Source organism: Streptomyces sp. NPDC051567 (genome assembly GCF_044454165.1).
Classification (GTDB): domain Bacteria; phylum Actinomycetota; class Actinomycetes; order Streptomycetales; family Streptomycetaceae; genus Streptomyces.
The window spans coordinates 1-18,272 of record NZ_JBITDK010000018.1 but is presented as its reverse complement, the minus strand read 5'-3'; the positions used below and the strand labels follow the sequence as shown (position 1 = coordinate 18,272).

At 70.2% G+C, this 18,272-nt stretch carries 21 protein-coding genes and 4 pseudogenes; 14 read left to right on the top strand and 11 right to left on the bottom strand.

Annotation, left to right across the window (positions count from 1 at the left end):
• Window positions 1-110: 110 nt before the first annotated feature.
• From ACIA5F_RS20155 to ACIA5F_RS20145, 3 genes and pseudogenes are all read right to left on the bottom strand, one after another.
• A pseudogene (locus ACIA5F_RS20155) lies at window positions 111-371 on the bottom strand (transposase); the annotation flags it as partial.
• A 201-nt stretch (window positions 372-572) separates the two neighbouring features.
• Window positions 573-680 (bottom strand): annotated as a pseudogene (locus ACIA5F_RS20150) (hypothetical protein); the annotation flags it as partial.
• 242 nt (window positions 681-922) lie between these two features.
• The gene (locus ACIA5F_RS20145) at window positions 923-1,255 is read right to left on the bottom strand and encodes a hypothetical protein (RefSeq protein ID WP_399354791.1); all 333 of its coding nucleotides are present in this window, start codon (window positions 1,253-1,255) and stop codon (window positions 923-925) included.
• A gap of 296 nt (window positions 1,256-1,551) precedes the next feature.
• On the opposite strand from ACIA5F_RS20145, the gene ACIA5F_RS20140 reads away from it, so the two are divergent.
• Window positions 1,552-2,697, top strand: a complete 1,146-nt coding sequence (locus ACIA5F_RS20140; RefSeq protein ID WP_399354789.1) for a hypothetical protein — start codon at window positions 1,552-1,554, stop codon at window positions 2,695-2,697.
• 126 nt (window positions 2,698-2,823) lie between these two features.
• Here the strand turns inward: ACIA5F_RS20140 and ACIA5F_RS20135 are convergent, their stop codons facing one another.
• Complete coding sequence (locus ACIA5F_RS20135) at window positions 2,824-4,218, bottom strand: hypothetical protein (RefSeq protein WP_399354787.1); 1,395 nt, start codon at window positions 4,216-4,218, stop codon at window positions 2,824-2,826.
• Between the two features lie 163 nt (window positions 4,219-4,381).
• Window positions 4,382-4,948 carry a hypothetical protein gene (locus ACIA5F_RS20130; protein WP_399354785.1) on the bottom strand — a complete coding sequence of 189 codons (567 nt, stop codon included), beginning with the start codon at window positions 4,946-4,948 and terminating at the stop codon, window positions 4,382-4,384.
• 275 nt (window positions 4,949-5,223) lie between these two features.
• Here ACIA5F_RS20130 and ACIA5F_RS20125 point away from each other — a divergent pair, with 275 nt between their 5' ends.
• Both ACIA5F_RS20125 and ACIA5F_RS20120 read left to right on the top strand, forming a co-directional pair.
• Window positions 5,224-5,814: a hypothetical protein gene (locus ACIA5F_RS20125; RefSeq protein ID WP_399354783.1), complete on the top strand. Its 591-nt coding sequence runs from the start codon at window positions 5,224-5,226 to the stop codon at window positions 5,812-5,814.
• 23 nt (window positions 5,815-5,837) lie between these two features.
• Window positions 5,838-6,215 (top strand): hypothetical protein, encoded by a 378-nt coding sequence (locus ACIA5F_RS20120; protein WP_399354781.1) that lies wholly within the window; start codon window positions 5,838-5,840, stop codon window positions 6,213-6,215.
• Here the strand turns inward: ACIA5F_RS20120 and ACIA5F_RS20115 are convergent.
• Window positions 6,154-6,675, bottom strand: a complete 522-nt coding sequence (locus ACIA5F_RS20115; protein ID WP_399354779.1) for a hypothetical protein — start codon at window positions 6,673-6,675, stop codon at window positions 6,154-6,156. The two genes, ACIA5F_RS20120 and ACIA5F_RS20115, sit on opposite strands and share 62 nt — an antisense overlap.
• A gap of 23 nt (window positions 6,676-6,698) precedes the next feature.
• Between ACIA5F_RS20115 and ACIA5F_RS20110 the strand changes: the two genes are divergently transcribed.
• Together ACIA5F_RS20110 and ACIA5F_RS20105 are read left to right on the top strand one after the other, a co-directional pair.
• The gene (locus ACIA5F_RS20110) at window positions 6,699-7,109 is read left to right on the top strand and encodes a YdeI family protein (RefSeq protein ID WP_399354777.1); all 411 of its coding nucleotides are present in this window, start codon (window positions 6,699-6,701) and stop codon (window positions 7,107-7,109) included.
• A gap of 460 nt (window positions 7,110-7,569) precedes the next feature.
• The gene (locus tag ACIA5F_RS20105; protein WP_399354775.1) at window positions 7,570-8,010 is read left to right on the top strand and encodes a hypothetical protein; all 441 of its coding nucleotides are present in this window, start codon (window positions 7,570-7,572) and stop codon (window positions 8,008-8,010) included.
• 297 nt (window positions 8,011-8,307) lie between these two features.
• Here ACIA5F_RS20105 and ACIA5F_RS20100 read toward each other — a convergent pair.
• Window positions 8,308-8,541 (bottom strand): annotated as a pseudogene (locus ACIA5F_RS20100) (tetratricopeptide repeat protein); the annotation flags it as partial.
• A pseudogene (locus tag ACIA5F_RS20095) lies at window positions 8,520-8,678 on the bottom strand (hypothetical protein); the annotation flags it as partial. The pseudogenes ACIA5F_RS20100 and ACIA5F_RS20095, both read right to left, overlap by 22 nt.
• Between ACIA5F_RS20095 and ACIA5F_RS20090 the strand changes: the two are divergent.
• The 3 genes from ACIA5F_RS20090 to ACIA5F_RS20080 all read left to right on the top strand — a co-directional run bounded on the left by ACIA5F_RS20090 (window position 8,607) and on the right by ACIA5F_RS20080 (window position 11,112).
• Complete coding sequence (locus ACIA5F_RS20090) at window positions 8,607-8,846, top strand: hypothetical protein (protein ID WP_399354773.1); 240 nt, start codon at window positions 8,607-8,609, stop codon at window positions 8,844-8,846. The pseudogene ACIA5F_RS20095 and the gene ACIA5F_RS20090 overlap by 72 nt on opposite strands.
• Window positions 8,847-9,707: 861 nt before the next feature.
• A complete protein-coding gene (locus ACIA5F_RS20085) occupies window positions 9,708-10,568 on the top strand; it encodes a hypothetical protein (protein ID WP_399354771.1) in 861 nt (286 codons plus the stop codon).
• 313 nt (window positions 10,569-10,881) lie between these two features.
• On the top strand, window positions 10,882-11,112 hold the full coding sequence (locus ACIA5F_RS20080) for a hypothetical protein (protein ID WP_399354770.1): 231 nt from the start codon (window positions 10,882-10,884) through the stop codon (window positions 11,110-11,112).
• A gap of 87 nt (window positions 11,113-11,199) precedes the next feature.
• Here ACIA5F_RS20080 and ACIA5F_RS20075 read toward each other — a convergent pair whose 3' ends face one another.
• Entirely contained in the window at window positions 11,200-12,135 is a 936-nt protein-coding gene (locus ACIA5F_RS20075; RefSeq protein WP_399354768.1) for an alpha/beta hydrolase, read from the bottom strand.
• A 457-nt stretch (window positions 12,136-12,592) separates the two neighbouring features.
• Here ACIA5F_RS20075 and ACIA5F_RS20070 point away from each other — a divergent pair, with 457 nt between their 5' ends.
• The 3 genes from ACIA5F_RS20070 to ACIA5F_RS20060 all read left to right on the top strand — a co-directional run bounded on the left by ACIA5F_RS20070 (window position 12,593) and on the right by ACIA5F_RS20060 (window position 14,391).
• Window positions 12,593-13,132, top strand: coding sequence for a YbhB/YbcL family Raf kinase inhibitor-like protein (locus tag ACIA5F_RS20070; RefSeq protein ID WP_399354766.1), 540 nt, complete (start codon window positions 12,593-12,595; stop codon window positions 13,130-13,132).
• A gap of 64 nt (window positions 13,133-13,196) precedes the next feature.
• Entirely contained in the window at window positions 13,197-14,111 is a 915-nt protein-coding gene (locus ACIA5F_RS20065; RefSeq protein ID WP_399354764.1) for an alpha/beta hydrolase, read from the top strand.
• 67 nt (window positions 14,112-14,178) lie between these two features.
• Window positions 14,179-14,391 (top strand): hypothetical protein, encoded by a 213-nt coding sequence (locus ACIA5F_RS20060; protein ID WP_399354762.1) that lies wholly within the window; start codon window positions 14,179-14,181, stop codon window positions 14,389-14,391.
• A 464-nt stretch (window positions 14,392-14,855) separates the two neighbouring features.
• On the opposite strand, the gene ACIA5F_RS20055 is transcribed toward ACIA5F_RS20060, so the two are convergent.
• Complete coding sequence (locus ACIA5F_RS20055; RefSeq protein WP_399354760.1) at window positions 14,856-15,254, bottom strand: hypothetical protein; 399 nt, start codon at window positions 15,252-15,254, stop codon at window positions 14,856-14,858.
• Window positions 15,255-15,447: 193 nt separating this feature from the next.
• Window positions 15,448-15,879 (bottom strand): hypothetical protein, encoded by a 432-nt coding sequence (locus ACIA5F_RS20050; protein ID WP_399354758.1) that lies wholly within the window; start codon window positions 15,877-15,879, stop codon window positions 15,448-15,450.
• 229 nt (window positions 15,880-16,108) lie between these two features.
• Here ACIA5F_RS20050 and ACIA5F_RS20045 point away from each other — a divergent pair, with 229 nt between their 5' ends.
• From ACIA5F_RS20045 to ACIA5F_RS20035, 3 genes are all read left to right on the top strand, one after another.
• Window positions 16,109-16,645 carry a GNAT family N-acetyltransferase gene (locus tag ACIA5F_RS20045; protein WP_399354756.1) on the top strand — a complete coding sequence of 179 codons (537 nt, stop codon included), beginning with the start codon at window positions 16,109-16,111 and terminating at the stop codon, window positions 16,643-16,645.
• An 80-nt stretch (window positions 16,646-16,725) separates the two neighbouring features.
• A complete protein-coding gene (locus tag ACIA5F_RS20040) occupies window positions 16,726-17,181 on the top strand; it encodes a hypothetical protein (RefSeq protein WP_399354754.1) in 456 nt (151 codons plus the stop codon).
• 115 nt (window positions 17,182-17,296) lie between these two features.
• Window positions 17,297-18,088 carry a transposase family protein gene (locus tag ACIA5F_RS20035; protein WP_399354752.1) on the top strand — a complete coding sequence of 264 codons (792 nt, stop codon included), beginning with the start codon at window positions 17,297-17,299 and terminating at the stop codon, window positions 18,086-18,088.
• Window positions 18,089-18,272: the final 184 nt, after the last annotated feature.

Sequence of the window (18,272 nt, the reverse complement as noted above, 5' to 3'; positions counted from 1 at the left end):
ACCCGCTGTACGGGCACCGGCAGTACGAGGCCCCGGGCGGTGACGCCCGGGGCTTCACGGTGCACTTCCCTTGACCGGTTGGTCCAACGACCACCTGTATTCGCTACCGTGCCGTTGAGCTGCTCGCACACTCCGTCCTCGGCCAGGCCGCGAAGTACCCGTACACCGTCTCCCACGGCGCGAAGTGGTGCGGCAGGTACCGCCAGGGGATTCCGGGTTCGGTCGGCATGGAGGACCGCGTCCATGATCCGGCGCAGGTCGTGCTCGGGCGGTCGGCCGATGTCCAGGCCCTTTTCCCTCCGCCCTGCCCTCCAGGCCGAAAGAATCGGTTCCAGCTGGGCGACGACGGTGTTGCTGCCGCTCCCGGCCAGCCCGGAGACGTTCCAGTCGTCCAGCACCTTGAGATCGGTCATGGGGACCGCCAGCCACAGCATCTCCGGCGGGTCTTCCCCGGTGTCGGTCAGCGCGGTCAGCAGATGCCAGTCGGCGTCCTGGCAGCCGGTCGCGAAGGGAGAGTCCTGGATCATCGCCATGTACCCGGCCGACCCGCACGCGGCGGAGACCTCGCTCAGCGCGTCGACCTGGGTCCGTAACGAGGTCTGGTAATCCCCGTAGTGGCGAGGGACGTTCATGCGAAGGATTCCGGTGCCCGTGAGGGCCTCGACGACCTCGCCCGTCACTCGCCGTTGCTGCTCCGCGTGCGCGGCGTGCGAGCGGATGGAGCTCGCGTACGCGTTCGACGAGGTCGGTGTCCGGACGAGGTGCTGACGAACCGGCCAAGGGGAGACCTCTGGTCTCGGGTCGCGGAAGGACCCTCACCGTGGCGCCGATCCCCGGGACTGTCAACACCACCCGGCCCGGTCGGCGGCGCGCCTCGCGGGCCGGGCCGGGGCCGGCCCGGCCCGTTGACATCGGGAGCCGCTCAGGCGCCCGGTGTCAACGTCGCCTTCACCCGGGGGTGGGACTGGAACTCGGCGCTGCCGAAGTACTCGGCGCTGAGGCCACCCTCCAGGGCCCGGCCCCACTTCAGCGGCTGGAGGTAGTTGTTGCCGGCGTTGAGCTCCGCCTCACCACGGTCGTTGGTCCGTGCCGTACCGAGGGAGTCGTCACCGTCGCCCGTGTAGAACTCGATGTCCTCGCCTTCGATCGGCTCGTTATCGGGAACGCTGAAAAGAGTGGCGACGATCTTGGCCGTCGCGTTCTTGACGTGTCCGTTCGTGTTCCTGACCCGCAGTCGGGTCTTCGTCTTGGCCATGTCCGGTCTCCTTGTGCCGAAGGCGTGACGCCGGGCGTCACCGATCGGCCCAGCGTGGCACGGGCCCGCCCGGCATCCGGGGAACGACGTCCACCGTGCCCGCCCCGTCACCCGTGTGCCGTACGACGCGGCCCGATCGGCGTAGTCGACGGGAGCAGCGGTCGCAACGCCCACGAGGGCCACTGACGATGGGGACACCGCCACGGGCACGAGGCCCGCGGTGACAGCTGTCCGCGACCGGTGTGATGTGCCGTCAGGACAGCCGCCCCGGTCCGGGCGACGACAAGGAGACTTCCATGGTCCACCCCGCACCGCTCCACCCCACCCCGACCCGACCCGCCCGGCGGCAGCCGGTCCGCCGTACGGCACTGGTCCGGCGTACGGCGCTGGTCCTTCCCGCGCTGTCCGCCCTCACCCTGGCCGTCGTGCCGCCCGCGGGGGCCACCGTGCGGGACGGCGGCAGCCCTCCCGGTCCCCTGCCCAGGGCTCAGGCGTTCGACGGGAAACGGGCGCTCGGATCGGTGGCGGAGGTGACGCGGCTGTGCGGCCGGTCCGGGAGCCCCAGCTGCTCGTTCCGGCTCGACCCGAAGCGCTCCCGCGAGTACACCAGCGCCGTGCACTCCGTGGCCAACGGCGCCATCAACTGCACCAATGAACCGATGACCGTCAAGCGGACGGTGACGCTGGAGTCCAGCAGCACCGACAACATCGGTGGGGAGATCTCCGGCAGCGGCACCATCGAGGGCGAGGTGGCGACCGACAACGAGGTCAGCGGTTCGGGCACGGCCACGGTCACGGCGCAGCAGACGCACGAGGAGAGCGACAAGGCCAGCGAGACCAAGGAAGCCACCGCCACGATCGGCACGACGAACCACACCGCGCCCAAGGACACGGGCCCCAACCAGGAGACCAAGGTCGAGGGCACGGCCAAGGCCAGCGTCACCGCCGAACACCAGGTCACCAACACCGACCAGATGACGGAGACGGGCAGTACCACCGTGGCCGCCAAGAGCAACATCCATCTCGCGCTGAAAGGTGCCTTCACCGCGGCGTTCAAGGGCACCTGGAACCACACCTGGAGCATGACCAACACCGAGACGACCGAGGTGACGTTCACCATCAAGGCCAATGACGAGCTGCAGTTCGGCGCGCTGAACGCGATGACCCGCGTCGTCGGGGACCTCGTGGTGGACGGCACGGACAAGCTGGTCAGGAACGTGGCCGTGGACGGCCCCTCCACGGTGAACTCCAGCACCGTGGTGGCGCAGACCTTCACCAACCCCGACAAGTGCCAGACCCTGCGGCCCAAGGGGGCCGAGGCCGCCCAGCCCGACGAGGAGCGCCGCAGTCTCCCCCGGGCCGCCCCCGCGCCCCGGACGGGCACGCCCACCGGCCGCTACGTCCTGGAGCCGGACCGCAAGACCTGGCGGCGCGTCGGCTGAGCCGTCCGCCGCCGCCGCCGCCGCCGCCGCCGCGGCGGCGGCGGACGGGACGAAGGGCGGCCGGACCTGGTCCGGCCGCCCTTCACCGCCCGTGGCGCACGACCCCGTCAGCGGGTCGGGGACTTCTCAGCGGGTCGGGGGCTCCTCGACCGGGGTGACCGGCCGGACCCGGGTCCCGGCCTCCGAGGCGCGCGCGGCCACCGGGAGCAGCCCGGTCACCGGGGTTCCGGCGCGCAGGGTCGGAGCACCGATCGTCTCGTCCGGGGTCCGCGCGTTGTAGCGGGAGTCGGCGCAGCGGGCCAGCTCGACCTGGCTGAGCGGCCCCGTCCGCTGGTAGAAGCGGTCACCGAAGGCACCCGACGGAGCGTCCGCGGTGACGTCGAGCCGCAGATCCGGGGTCTTCACCAGGGTGCCGGTGATCCGCTCCCGGGCCGGCTGCACCTCGACCCAGCTGACCTCGCCGGGCTGGACGGTGACGGTGAGTGTGCGCTGTTCCTTGCGGTTCCACAGCAGGGGGTTGGTGGTGGCCATCTCCAGCGGGTTGCCGTCGGCCCGGGTGAAACCGCCGCCGATCTGCACGGCGACCTCCTTGAGGCTCTCGTCGAGCGGCTGCCGCGGATTGAGCGGCTTCTTCTCCACCGCCACGAAGTACTGGGTGAGGTTGTCGTAGGGGTACTCCTGCCACTCCACCGGACGTTCGTCGGTGACGGCGTTGCGGGTGCAGTTGATGTACGCCTGGCCCACCATGCGCGGCCGGTCGTAGTACTGGAAGGAGTAGCGTTCGTCCTTCTCGAAGCGGCAGGCGTCGGCGGAGTTGCACGCCGTCACGACGTCCTTGGGCGGGACCACCTCATGGTTCTTGTACGCCTCGGGCATCGGCAGCTGGGGCTTCTTGTCCTTGTACGGTACGGGCGCGGGCTCCTGCTGGGCACGGAAGCGGGTCACCAGCGGACCGCACTTGGACGCCTTGTCGGGCTGCTTCGAGGCGAAGGTGATCTTCGGGTTGTTCTCCTCGGCCGTGAAGGAGTACGAACGGCCCGACTGCCAGGCCGCCCTGCCCTTGTCGGTGCCTTTGGTGGTGAACTGCGCGGGCACGGGAGAGCTGGTCGACGGCCCGGGCGCGACCACCTCGTAGCGCTGCCCGTCGCCGACCTCGTCCTGCTTGCAGCTGGCATGGGTGCTGGCGCTGTCGTCCCAGGTCACGGTGACCTTCGAGCCCTTCTGGACCCGCCACAGCCGGGTCGTCAGGGTGCCCGGTCCCGCAGAGTTCAGGGAGACGGCCTGGAGCCCGTCGGGGTGGCCCGCGAGTGCCTTGGGGAAGTGCTGGACCTGCACCCCCGTCCACCGGTCGGGAGCCTTCGTCGCGGGTGTCGCGGTCGTCACCTCGGGCACGGCGACGTCGGGGTTCTCGATGGGCGCGGCGACCGCCTCGGCCGCGGCGGCCGGGACGGGCGGGGCGGCGAGCACGAGGGAGCCACCGAGCAGGACGGTCATGCAGCGGCGCGCGAGGCGTCGTGACACGGACATCTCCTTGTCTGGAGCACGGGAGCACGGGAGCACTGGGGCTGTGGAGTACTGGGGAGCTGTGCGGCACTGGGGCTGTGCGGCACCGGAACTGTGGGGGCTGTGGGGGCTGTGGTGGGGGAGGGCCCGGCGGTACGGGGTGCCGGGCCCGGCGGACCGGTCAGCAGGCCCACCACTGGGAGGGGGGAACGATCACGTTCGAGTCGGACAGCCGGTCCCGCATCCCGGCGGAGGAGCGGCACAGCTCCGCTGTGCCGCTCGCGGCGGACTGGTCCCGCTGGACGGCGTGGAACTCCTGCCGCGCCTGGGCGTGGGCGTCCTGGTTCTGCTGCCAGGTCTCCTGCGCCTGGCCGGTGATCGGCCGGGCGCAGTTGTGGAAGCTCTCCACCTGGCACTTGTCGTTGGCCGCCTGGTTCTGTGCCACGCCGGAACAGGCGCCGCTCGCCGGGATGCCGTTGACCGACTGGCAGGGGTCCGCGCTCGGGGGCGGCACGGGCACGGGGTTCTTCGAGGGCACGGGGGGAGGCGACGGCTTCCCGGGCGCCGGCGCCTGGGGGGTCGGTACGGGAGGGGTGGCGGTCGCCGCGTGGACCCGGGCGCCGTACGACACGGAGGAGGCGGCGGAGGAGGCGGCGGAGGAGGGCTGTCCGGAACCCAGGGCGACCAGGCCCGCCACGGCCGCGAACACGGCCAGGACCGGCAGCAGTCGCGCGTACAGGACACGCAAGGGGGACTCCTTCTGTCAGAGGGCTCGGTGGCCGGCCAGGAACCCCGGCCACCGGCGACAGGCTCCGGCACCCCGGACGTCCCCGCCATCCGACCGCGTGGATCTTGGGCCATCGGCGGGACAACTCCCACGGGTGGCCCTCACGAGGAACGCGCGCCGGACGCGTTTCATACGTGTTTCTGATATCTGATCCCCTTGTGGCGTCTGACTGCCGAATGCCAGAGTGAAGATCCAGTAACTGCCTTCACTTCAAAGGGAGTTCAGTGAACACTCGTATGATTTCCAAGCTCGCCGCCCTGCTCGTGAGCACGGCCACCGCCGGTGCCCTGACAGCGGCGGGCACAGCCCCGGCCGGTGCGGCGCCGGTGCCGGTGCCGTACGAGGCGAACGGCGGGGGGTTCCACACCGTCACCGCCGGGCAGGACACCGATCCGGACACTGCGGCTGCCGCCGCCGCCCGGGCCGCGGAGATCCACCTCCGGACACCGGGCGACACCCTGTGTACCGGCACCTGGACACACGCGGTTTCCACCGTCCAGTTCCAGCGCGCCTCGGGCGGCACGCTGGCATGGAGCTTCAAACTCTCCAACGCCGCCAAGACCGCGCTCGGGCCGACGGTCACCGTCACCATGCCCTACGCCTACGTCAACAACCGGGCGATCAATCCGCCGTACGGCCCGCACACCGAGCCCAACTGGTACAACTTCCACGGAAGCCTCAAGAGCTACCAGTTCATCGGTGGTGGCAGTGGCACCATTCAGACCGGGAACAAGCTCACCTTCTACTGGTACCTGAAGGGTTCCAGGCCCGACACCGCCGCCGACCGTTACCTCACCTGCCAGGTCCCGGCCCCCGGCAGCGGCTGACACCCACCAGGGAGAGGAACCGGATGAGCAGGCACGGGAATCCCGGGCAGCGGATCGCCGTCCTGGGCGGCCGTCATGAATTCGAGGTCCGCACGCTGGAACAGTCGCAGGAGTCGTTCACCGTCCGCTACTCGATCACGCCGCCGCTGCCGGACGACCGGACCCCGCTCGCCCAGCCGGTGTACATGTGGCTGGAGGCGGTGGACGACCTCGGTAACCGGTACACCGACTTCGGCGGTGCCCGGGGGATCAGCCCGGACGGCAGCCGGACCGAGGGAAGTCTCTCCGCCCAGCCGGCCGCCGCGGCCGGCTCACGGTCGCTGACGGTCCGGCTGGTCTTCATGTCCGGCGCCGACGAGAGCGGCTACGACCTGACGATCCCGCTGCCGTCGAAGCCCTGAGCACCGACCCACCGTCACCTGTCCCTGCCGGGCCACTCCGACCGTGGGCCCGTCCCGCTGGCTCAGGGACGGTCGGCGCCTCCCGGCCCGTCCGCACCAGGACGGCCCCGAGGTGCCGGGCGAGCTGCTCCAGCCCTTGCACGTGTTCCGCCCGGCCGGCCTTGACGTAGGCGATCTGGCGCCGCGGGACGCAGCCCCTGAGCAGCTTCGCCCGGTCCGAGCCCCCGGCCGGGGCGATCGGCAGACCGCTGAGCACGAGCAGGACGCCCAGGAGCACCAGCGCCCAGACGGCGGGCAGCCCGGCGCGGAGGACGAGCCCCGCCGTCGGCAGGGTGGCCAGCAGGACCGCCAGTACGACCAGCAGCCTCAGGCACCGGTGGTAGGTGGTCCCTCCGTAGGAGCGCGCACCGTAGAACAGCCCACCGGCCACACTGCCCGCCGACCGTGGTGCCGCCGTCATCGTCGGAGGCCGGGTGGGTCGACGTGGGGCTGTGCTGGGGCTGGATATCGGGTCAGCGCCGGGCGCTCGACGCTTCGTACTACCTGCAGAAGTATGTGCCGCGGCGCCCCAGGAGCGTGTGGTCGCAGGTCAATGTCGCCAAGGTCGCCGTGCTGGCGGCCGCGGGCCGGATGCGTGAGCCGGGCTTGGCCGAGGTACGCAAGGCACAGGCGGACGGACGGTGGGCCGCCGCATACGCGCCGCAGTCGACGGCCGCGGTGCCCGGCGAACTGGTGGCCGCGCTGGCGGCGGACACCCGGGCCGCGAAGGCTTTCGCGGCGCTCGACAGGACCGCGAAGTACCTGGTCCTTCTGCCCCTGCTCCAAGCCCGGACCCCCGAAGGGCGCGAAGCCACGGTGGAACGCGCGGTGCGGGCGTTGTCCGCCGGCGGGTAGGCACGGTGTCAGAGGCTCGGGCCGCTCAGGCGGTTCTGTCGGCGGCGCCGAGGCCGGCGACGGGGACGCCCGACGGGAAACCGACCGCGATGCGGGCGTGGGTGGGGGATGAGGCCGGGCAGGGCGAGGCCCTGGAGGCCGCCGACGGGCACGACGGTGTTCGTGCCGTCGCTCGGGACCTGGCTCTCCCGGTTCCGCCCCGGGCAAGCCTCCTGAGGCCAGGTGGGCAAGCCACCCTCGAACGGGGGCTTGCCCACGGCTGCCGCAGCGCGCAGAACTGGAACTGCACCACGGCGATCGCCCGCACCACGGCCACCGTGGGAGCCCGCCCGGCCCGCGCCACGCCTGTGTCCTTGCACGCTGCGCTGGTCGGCGAGGTGTCGCAGCGCTGTTGGCCGGTGTTGAGACGTTGCGGGGGCCCTGGTGCGCGGGTGGCGGCCGGGCAGGCTAGTTTGTTTGGATGAGTCTTCTTGATGATGTGGCTGAGCGTGATGGCTGGCGCTGCTGGGTGTGCGACGAACCGGTCGACCCCGACGAGTCGGTGAACGACCCGCGGGGGCCCAGCGTGGACAGCCGGACCGCCGACCGGAAGGCCAGGGTCACCGAGCGGCTCGCGCACCGTGGGTGCAATACCCGTAAGGGGGCGGTCAAGGTGGTCATCGCCTGGCCGGAGCGTCTGTACGTGGTCGAGCCCGCGCCGCTGGTCGCCGTTGCCGACAGGCTGGAGCGCAAGGGGGGCCGCGAGATCGTGGGGCGTTGTCCGACCAGGAAGGACGCCCAGGAGGCGGCGGACTGGCTGGTGGACCGGTTCTCCCGGCTGGTACCGGGACTGCCGGTGACCGCCGGCATCGAGGCGGGCGGCGGCCAGTTCCTCGTCATCCTGGCCACCACCCGCCGCTGACCGCAATCACCCACACACCCGCCGCAGCGCTTCCCGCGCCGTCGCGGGAAGGGTCGTACCACCGGAGGGCGGCTGAACCGTTGCCTGGACAGTTGCTTTCAGCGGGGGACCGCAGGTGCGACCGGGGGAAGTGTGAACCTCCCAAACCGGCGACTGCCCCTTCCCCCAGGTCAGCCCTCATGGGCAAGCCCTTCCCGGAGAACGACACCTTCAATTCGTCAGTGATGAGAGGTTCTGGATCTCTGATGGGTCCGGGGCGGCGTTGTCCGGCCGAGGGCAGGACATGTGTGGTCTCCGCTACCGCGACCGGCACGCCGCTTCCCGCTCGCGGCCGACGTCGATCAGTGCCAGGGCCAGGAAGGCGGTGACCGCGTCGTCAAGGTGGTCGGAGCCGTTGTCCCGCTCCGCGGTGAGCAGTTCGACGCTCGTCTCGGCATGCCCGAGCGTACGCAGCGTGCTCGCACCCGGATCACCGCCCGCCGCCTGCGCTCGCCGGTCAGCCCACCCTCCAACGCCTTCCGGTAGAGCGGCACGGCGGGCCCCGCCCTCGCCGGTCGAGTCGTTCGCGCACGCACGCCCGAAGCACACTCGACCGGGTGTCCCTCGGGGAGCTCGTCGGCCAGCCTTCCGATCTTCGCGCGGAAGCTGGCGGCGTCGTGGTCGCCCATGGCGGACCATCAGTCGGCGACAAGACGCCCCTGTTCCTGGAAGGGGCTTCCCGGACAGCGGCGAAGCTGGGGATCACCCCGGTCGCGCCGGGCACACTGCTGGGCGTCGCGGCACTGGCCGCACCCGGCTGCCTGGTCGAGGCCGAAGCCACCGCGGTCCTCGACTGAGGGGACGCTCTTCGCCCCCTGGACACCGAAGCGGCCGACGACGGCGCTCAGCGCCCAGGTACACGTACGCATCCGCGGCATCCGCTCATACCGCGACCGGCAGCTCCCGGACGGCATGGAACCTGAAGGTCGTGGTCCACGGGACCTCCTCCACCGGGCACGCGAGCCGGAGCGAGGGCACGCGGCGCAGGAGCGTGCCGAGGCGACGGAGATCTGTGTGCGGGCCAGCGGCGCACCGAGGCAGTAGTGGAGCCCGTGGCCGAGCGAGAGGTGGGCCTTGTCCGTCCGGCCGAGGTCGAACCGGTCGGGCTCGGGGTAGCGTGCCCCGCGCCCGGCTCGGCATACCCCCAAGTGCTGGGCCCCCTCGGACGGGCGGTCCGACCCGGTCCCGCGCTTCGACATCCGGGACCATGACGACAGCACGTGCCCGGAGCGTGCCGGCGGCACGATACCCGCCGTACAGAAATGACCGTGTCGACCGCCCGGCTCCGGTCGTCGGCGCGTTCGAGGGTGTCGGCCGCGCTCTGGCCGCGGCCGGTTGCACGGTCACCCGCGTACCAGTCCCAGGCCGTGACGATCCGTTCAGCGATATCCGGTCACCTGGGCCGACGTTCCTCTCGGCCCGCCGTGGTCCGCTGTGGCGTACCTCCCCGACAGGTATCGCTGCCACACGTCTTGGGTACCAGCGCGTCAAGGGAGTTGAGTGTCCGCGCTCGCATGCTCCAGGTGGGCCTTCACTCAGAAAGCTGGGGCCGGGGCCGCGCGGCTTCATGTCCGAGGTACTGGGGGCCGCGGCCGTCCTGTGCCGCCACGCCCGACGGGCGCGGCGGGTGTTGTGGGTCTTCTGCACCGGAGGAACGCGTGATCGAGACTGTTTTCAGAAGTGAGGACGTGCCCGCGGCGGACCGGTTCGAGTGCTGGCGTGAGCTGGTACAGCGGGCATCCTCGCCGGTGGAGTTGGACAGTGAGTACCGGGATGATTTCCGGGTGTCGCAGCGGCTGCTGGAGTTCGGCGGGGTGACGGTGTGGCCGTGCCGGTTCCAGCCGGTGCGATTCCTGCGGACGCCGAAGCTGGTCAGGCAGTCGGACCCCGAGCGTGTCAACGTCTCCCTGCCCACGCTGGGGACGCTGAACGTCACCAGGGACGACCGTGAAGCCGTGTACGACCCGTTCAGTTTCTGCGTCATCGACAGCTCGCGGACCGTGGACGTGAGAGCGGGCGGCCCCCATGAGGGCATCGGGTTCGACGTTCCCAGGGCTCTGTTGCCCCTGCCCGCGGACGCGGTCTCCCAACTGAGCGGATACCGGCTCTCCGCGCGGGAGGGGATCGGCGCACTGCTGGCGGACTTCCTCGTCCGGCTCTCCACCGACACGGGCTCCTTCCGCCGGTCGGACGGCCCACGGCTGGCCGTCGTCGCCGTCGACCTGGCGTCCGCGCTGTTCGCCAGCGCGCCCTGCGGGAAGTGGGGACCGGACCGGGACGGCCGCGCCTGGGAGAAGACCGTCAAGACCAGCGCCAACCAGCGCACGGGCTCCAGCACCGGCTGTGCCAGCAACGGCATGGCTTATCCGAGCCACACGCTGGACTACCACTGCTACACATGGGGGAACGACGGCAAGTCCTGGACCTTCGTCACCAACGTCACCGTGGACAAGACCACCGGGTGGATACGCGACGACCTGCTGAAGGACGGCGGCAGCAACAAGTACTGCGGCTTCTGACCCGCCCACCGGGAGCCACCCGCCCAGTCGATCTGCCTGGCCCGTACGGTTCGCCGTACGGGCCAGGCCCCTACCGCACCAACACCTGGCCGGAGGAACAGACACGGCAGACCAAGGCCGGGCTCCCCGCTTCCGCCACCATGACCGCGCCCGCCTGCGCCGCCCCGGCGGAGCCCTTCGTCCGTCTCGGCACACTCTGCTGAGCCCCCTCGGGTGACACGCCCGCGTTCACCGGACCACCGAGCGTCGTCAACCCCTGCCCAGCAGACCAGGGTCCGGGGGCCCGGTGGGAGCCGTGCGCGGCCGGGGTGTTGTGGCCCTGATGCTCGTTACCGGCATCAGCCGCGCGCGGGCGTACCAGCTGCTCGACGTCGCCCGCGCCCTGGGTGTCGTCCAGGCCGCGGTCACCGCCGGCACCGATCCGTCTCGCATGCGAGACACTCACCCGGCCTGCGGGGCCGCGCTCGACTACGGTCTGTCCCAGCGCGCCCTGATTGCTGTCCGCAGCCGCGGTGCCGACGTCGCGGAGCTGATGGCTACGTAGGTCATATGCACACTACTCACCTACAAAGCCAGACCCGGGAGGCCCGGAGGCGGCCAGGAAGGGGTGGACCCCGTGTGGGGCCGGCTGTCAGAGGTGCTTGTTGTAGAAGGGGATCAGCGTGTTGAGGGCCTGTTCGGTGGCTTCGGGCTTCCAGTACAGGTCGTAGTGGGACTGGCCGGGCACGACGAGGATGTCCTTGTGTTCCGAGCGGGCCCGGTTGAGGAGATCGAAGCCGTCCCGGTAGGCACCGAATTCGCCCGGGATGCCGCCGACGACGATCTGGAGCGGCTGGGTGAGGAGCCTCTCCGCCAGGTGGAAGGCGTCCCAGCCGAGGGCCGGTCCCATGTGGGAGAACAGGGACTTGTTCACACCGTTCGGCTGCTGTCCGCGACCGGTGCGGTAGTACTCGGTGGCCTCCAGGACATCGAGAGCGGTGATGCCGAGTTCGGCGGCCTTCTCCGGCGAGTCCGGCAGAGCGACGTCCACGCGCGGCTCGGCGCCCCGGGCCTCGGCCGTGCGCTGCTTCGCGACGGCGTCCAGGGCCACGATGGCCGCGTCGGAGCCGGTGTCGGAGCTGAGGGCGCCTTCGCGCATCAAGCGGCCGAAGTTGACTCCGGTGACCGTGCCGACGGCCTTGAAGCGGCGCTCGGTCATCGCGGCGTTCACGGCGTAGCCGCCTCCGCCGCAGATGCCGAGGACGCCGATGCGGTCCTCGTCGACGTAGTCGAGGGTGACGAGGTAGTCGGCGGCGCAGCGGAAGTCCTCCACGCGCAGGCCGGGGTCCTCGATCCAGCGGGGTTCGCCGCCACTGGCGCCCTGGTGGGTGGCGTCGAAGGCGAGGACGACGTAACCGGCTTCGGCGAGCTTGGTGCCGTAGACGTTGCCGGAGGTCTGTTCCTTGCAGCTGCCGATCGGGTGGGCGCTGACGATCGCCGGGTACTTCCGCGTCGGGTCGAAGCCGTCGGGGAGGTAGATGTCGGCGGCGACATCCAGGTCCTTGTTCTTGAAAGTCACAGTCTTCATGGTTCTCCTCGGCACTAGGCCGTTACATAGGGTGAATAGTCGTCGCGGAGGCTCTGAGCAGGCAGGGCCTTGTGGTGCTGTCCAGCTCACCGGACTCCGCCCCAGCCGGCGGAAGAGTTCCGGCAAGGCGCAGCCGGCTTCATCCCGCGTCGTCCACGCTCGCATGCTCCTCGCACCGGTACCAGGGCAGGTTTCTTCCCCCTCACCCGGGTGCGGGGGAAGAAACCTGCCCCCGCACACCTGGCGCCGAGTCGGTCAGACTGGCCGACGGCGGGTGTACCCGCCCGGACCGAAGACTCCTGTTCTTCCCACACACCGGCAGGGGGCCACGGCCGGCGTTCCCCTGGCGATCCTGACCTGCGGATCGTGCGGACGGAGCGCATCCTGAACGTGGGCGCCCCGCGTGACATCGGCGAGCCACTGTCCCCCGTGCCCCTGACATTTTGGAGAACGAGCGATGCCCCAGTCACCCGACCCCTACAGTTTTCTGCCCCCGGTGCCGGCCTTCCGGCTGCGCAGTGACGACATCGCCGACGGCCAGGCCCTGGGTGTCGCGCAGCACAGCGGGATCTTCGGCGGGCCGGGGCAGGACCGTTCCCCGCACCTGGCCTGGGACGGGCAGCCTCCGGCGACGGAGAGTTACGCGGTGACCTGCTACGACGCTGATGCTCCGACCGCGAGCGGGTTCTGGCACTGGGCGGTCCACGGCATCCCCGCCGGTGCCAGCGGGCTTCCCGCCGGTGCCGGGGAGGAGGGCGGCGCCGGGCTGCCGGACGGGGCGAGGACGCTGGCGAACGACGCGGGCCGGCGGGGGTTCCTGGGGGCGGCGCCGCCGCCCGGCCACGGCCCGCACCGCTACTTCTTCGTCGTCCACGCCCTCGACGTCCCCCGACTCGACCTCGACGACAGCGCCACCCCGGCCTGGCTGGGCTTCCAGCTCTTCGCTCACACCCTGGCCCGCGCCACCCTCACCCCTACGTCGGAAACACCCGCCTGAACCCCGGAGGCCGGCTGCACGGTGTCCGCACCACCACCGACACCCTCGCCCTGGAGCTGAGACCATGACCACCACCACGCCTACGCCCACGCCCGAGGCGTTCGTCTCCACCCTCGCCCGTACCCTCGCGTTCTCGATCCGTACGCCCATCATGCGCCGCCCCGACGAGTACGGCCTGGCCTACGAGGACGTCCACTTCCCCTCACAGGACGGCACCACCCTGGAGGGCTGGTTCATCCCGGCCGACTCCGACAGACTGGTCATCGCCAACCACCCCATGCCCTGCAACCGCTACGGCTACCCGGGGCACCTGAAGGAGTTCAGCTTCTTCGCCGACTTCGAGTGCAACTTCCTGCCCGACTACAAGAACCTCCACGACGCCGGGTACAACGTCCTCGCCTACGACCTGCGCAACCACGGACGCAGCGACGCCGCCAACGGAGGCATCGTCGGCATCGGCCTCCTCGAATACCGGGACGTCCTCGGCTCCCTGCACTACGCCCGTTCCCGGATGAACATCGACAACACGCACATCGGGTTCCTCAGCCGCTGCCTGGGAGCGAACTCCACCATCGTCGCGATGTCCAGGCACCCCGAGGAGTTCGAGGGCGTCCGCGCCATGATCGCGCTCCAGCCCGTCTCCCTGCGGCCCTTCGGCGAAGTCGCCGTCGAGGCCAACAACATCCCCGACGGCATCGCGATGTTCGAACAGGAGATCAAGAAGCTCACCAGCTTCGACCTCGACGAACTCTCCCCACTGGCCTACGCCAAGGACGTCCGGACACCCACCTTCGTGGTCCAGGTCCACCACGACTCCACCACCCGCCCCTCCGACGTCCAGGGCATCTACGACAACATCGGCGCCAGCGACAAGAAACTCTTCTGGATCGAGGGCACCACCCGCCGCTTCGACGGCTACAACTACTTCGCCCAGGAACCCGACCAAATGCTGGACTGGTTCAACAGCCACTTCTCCTGAACCACAGGCCCCGACCAGGTGCCACCCCCGGCCGACGACGCAGAAAGTCGCGGCGCCCACCCTGCCGATGGTGATCTGCCTCGGCTACGCCCGCGTCTCCAGCCACATTCAGGAGATCCAGCCCCAGATCGACGCCCCCGAGGCCTCCCGGGTGCACCGGCTGTTCCAGGAGCAGATCAGCGCCCGGGGCAGGGAACACCCCGAGACGAAGGCCACCCTCACCGTCGCCCGCGACTACCGCTCGCTCGGCGCGAGGGTCCCCTCGTGGTACACGAGATGAAGCGGTTTCCGTGCGGCGCGAGTTCGACCAGGCGCCGGACCGACTCGCGGGTCTCCGCGTCCGGCATAGGAATCTCCCCGATCAGCCAGCCGAGATCGCCGTAGGTGCCACAGATGTCCGTCAGCCACCGGCAGCGTGTGTAAACCCTGACGTCGGCCGAGGACAGGCGGGGGGGCTGCCTCAACGATGACGGCATCGGCAACGGGCCCCGGCGTCAGCTTCCCCATGATGAACGGATCCGTCTGATCATAAACGAACGGAAACCCCGGACCGAGCCGCCCCCGCGTCCGCGGTCACGCTCTGTGTGGCACGCCACGGACGTCGCCTGCCCTACCTGCAAGGCCGGGCCTGGGGTGCGCTGCACGTCGCCGGGCGGCCAATGTGCGGCAGCAGCTCTGACACGGAGTCGGGCCGAGGCTGGCTGCCGGGCCCGGCACGGCGGTGTCAGGCGAAGGCCAGGCGATTCAGCTCCGCGGCGGTTTCGCGGCGGTTTCGCGACGGCCAGTGAGGGTGCGGCCCCACCTGGCATTGGAGTAGTACACGAACTGACCCATGGTCGGTTCACGGAAGTCGATGTTGCAGCCCATGCCGGAGTGGGGGTGGTCGCACAAGCACGTGCACGTCTTGTGATCGACTTCCCAGCCCAGTCCGGTGGGCCCGTCTCCGAGGAGCCGGATGAGTTCGGGGCACTGCGGACCGTCGGTGGTCTCCAGCCGGAAGGAGCCGCCGACCGAGTGCCAGGCAGCGGTGCCGTTGACCGGGCCGGGGCCGGCGGTCGCCCTGATCCGTCGCAGCAAGGGAGGGAAGAGCGAGGGCGGTTCGAAGGGGGAGCTCCCGGCCGCGGTGTACGCGGCCCGTTCCATGCGTGTCCAGTTCGGGGGCCTTGACCCCTGATGTTGGACGCACGAGACATTGGATCCTGAGGATCTGAGAACGGACATCTCGTGGTCATGAAGAACTGCCCGCCGGAGTTCAAGGCGGACGCGGTCGCGCTGTACGAGTCGCGGCCGACGACGTCGAACGGGTTCTTCGGCAACGGGTCCTCCTGATGGCCGGTCAGTGACCGGAGCGCGGTTCGAAGCAGCCGTTCCCTGGGAACAGGCCGTTGGTCTTCACCTGGTAGTTGGTCTTCTGCACGAATGCGGTGACGCACGCGTCGTCATGGACGCGGAGGCCGATCAGGGCGCCCTCGGGCGTGACGTAGCGGCCGGTCTCAAAGCGTGAGTCCCTTTCCCGCACGGTGAGCGTCCCGCCGAGCCGCTCGCACTTCGGCCCGGTCCGTTCCTCCTCGTACCCGAGCTTGAGAAGCGCCGTGCGCACGCTCTTCGGATCCCACGTCCTGGCTTCCCAGGGTCGCTTGAGGACAGGCTCGATGCGATCGGCTTCCTTCTGCGCGTCGTTCGCACTGGCGGGGGACATCTCGCCCGGGAGGCGGAAGCCGTTGTTCTCACGGTAGTGAGCCTCCGCCAACTTGAAGTAGCAGGTCAAATGGCTGGTGTGATCGGTGCTCGGGGTACTCGCGCTGGTCGCGGGCGGAAGTCTGCGGGGAAGATCGTCCGTCTGACTGCGTCCGCGAGATGGGGGGGGGAGCATTCCTTCCCGGCAGGCGTGGCTTATAGGGCCCGGCCGGCACCGTTGATGGGAGTGGAGTCCGGGCCGGTGGGTTGATCGGTGCGCGAGTCTTGATCGCTACCGAGCCTGTTGATTAGCTGGTGGCATGACCGATCCCGGACCCGTCGCCTGGCCGCCTGCCCCGATCAGGACCGAGAGGCTCGTGCTCCGTGAGCCCGGGGCCCGGGACCGTGAGGCGGTCATCGAACTGCTGGCCTCGCCAGAGGTGAGCACCTACCTCGGTGGCCCTCAACCGCGTGACGAGATCGAGCGCGCGATGCCAGGGACACCCAGTCGGCGCTCCGGCCGTTTCATAGTCGATCTCGATGGAGCGATGATCGGCCAGATCACGCTCTACAGAGAGACAGGGCATCTTCCCCAGGCCGCCGGAAAGGCCGAGCTCGGCTACCTGTTCCTACCGCAGGTGTGGGGACGTGGATACGCCGCCGAAGCGTGCACAGCGGCACTCGACTGGTTCGCTGGCACCTTTCCCGGCGAACGAGTGGTACTCGCCACCCAGACCGCCAACGTCTCCTCGATGCGCCTCGCGGCAAAGCTGGGGTTCATCGAGGCGGAGCGGTTTGAGGCATATGGCGCCGAGCAGTGGTTCGGCATATGGTCCCCGATCGCGCTGTCCGATTGAGCTCGCGCTCGGCCATAGGCCAGTCAGCGGTTCGCCGGTTCCTGCTCGCCAGGGCCGGGCGGCCTTCTACGATCCTTTGCATGCTGGATCCCGAGCTGCTGGAACGGATCACCGCGCGGCGCACGGAACTGGATGACCTCGAAGAACGGCTGGCCAAGGAGTTGGCGGAGGTGCGGGCAGAGCGGGACGAGCTCGCCGTGGCCGAACGGGTTCTTGGGCGGGTGAGCAAGGAGCTCGCCGACGAGCGCGCCTTGGCTGCCCCGGCGCCAGGGCGGGTGGGCGGTCAGGCGGTGATGCTGATCCCGCACCGCGCGCCGGACATGGAGGAGACCATGCTCCCGTCGGACTATCAGCGCATCCTCGCCGTCGTGCGGCAGGCCGCCGGGCCGGTCAAGGCCCGGCAGGTCGGCGACACCCTGGGCATCGACGTCAGCATCCGGGCCAAACTGGAGCCGCTGCGCGGGAAGCTGGTCCGACTCGTTGATCGCGGCTGGTTGCGAAAACTCCCCGACGGCCGGTTCACCACACGCCTGTGACCAGGGGCACCCTCGCTCGGACTAAGTGCGGCACGGGCGTAACCACGGTGCCCCCGGCGGCCGTTGGAATTATGCGACGAACACCAAAGAGCGCGCCGAGGACACCTGTCCGCTTGTGTACCAGTGCCGTCTGCCACTGTCCACGCGCACCGTCAGCTACCTCGCCAGCCTCCTCAGGCGCCATCTGAAGGAGATCCGGTCCCGGTGGCGGATCATGCCGCCGGGAAAGATCGCGGTGATCGTTCTGGCCGTGCTGCGGCACGACCAGCGCCTGGCCGACATGGCCGGCGGCAACAGCGTGTCCGAGTCCACCGTCCGCCGCTGGCGTGACGAGCTGATCGGACTGCTCGCCGCCCAGGCGCCGCGCCTGGACCGCGCCCTGAAGAAGGTCGCCAAGCAGGGCGGGGAGCTGGTCCTGATCGACGGCACCCTCATCCGCACCCGGCGCCGCACCGGCAAGGCCGACCGGCGCAACTACTCCGGCAAGCACCGCAGCCACGGCCTGCACTTCCTCGCCCTGACCGATGAGAACGGGCGCCTGATCTGGATATCCGCCGCCCGGCCCGGCCGCACCCACGACAACACCGCCGCCCGCCACGACCACATCATGGACCGCCTGCGCAACGCCGGCCTCGGAGCGCTGGCTGACCTCGGCTTCCGCGGCCTGGACAACAACGTCCACGACCCAGTGATCGTCACCGGTTTCCACGCCAGCCGTACCCACAAGCTCACCCCGGGCCAGAAGACCGCCAATCGGGTCCTCGCCGTCGGACAGGCACCGGTCGAGCACGGCTTCGCCCACCTCAAGAACTGGCGGATCCTCACCAAACTCCGTACCGATCCCGCCCGCGCCACCCAACTCCTGCGCGCCCTCCTCGTCCTGACGAACCTCAAAGTCAACCGCTGACGGATGATCTTCCCCACTGCCTCCCGCCCACGACCAGCACGAGCACCCCGAGGACCGATCACACCAGCCCTTTGACCTGCAACTTCAGATTGGCGGAGGCTCACCGGGACGGCACCGCGGGGGGGGGGGGGGGGTGGGCCCCCCCCCCCCCCGGCGCGGCCGGGCCGGCGCCAGCCCGCCGCGA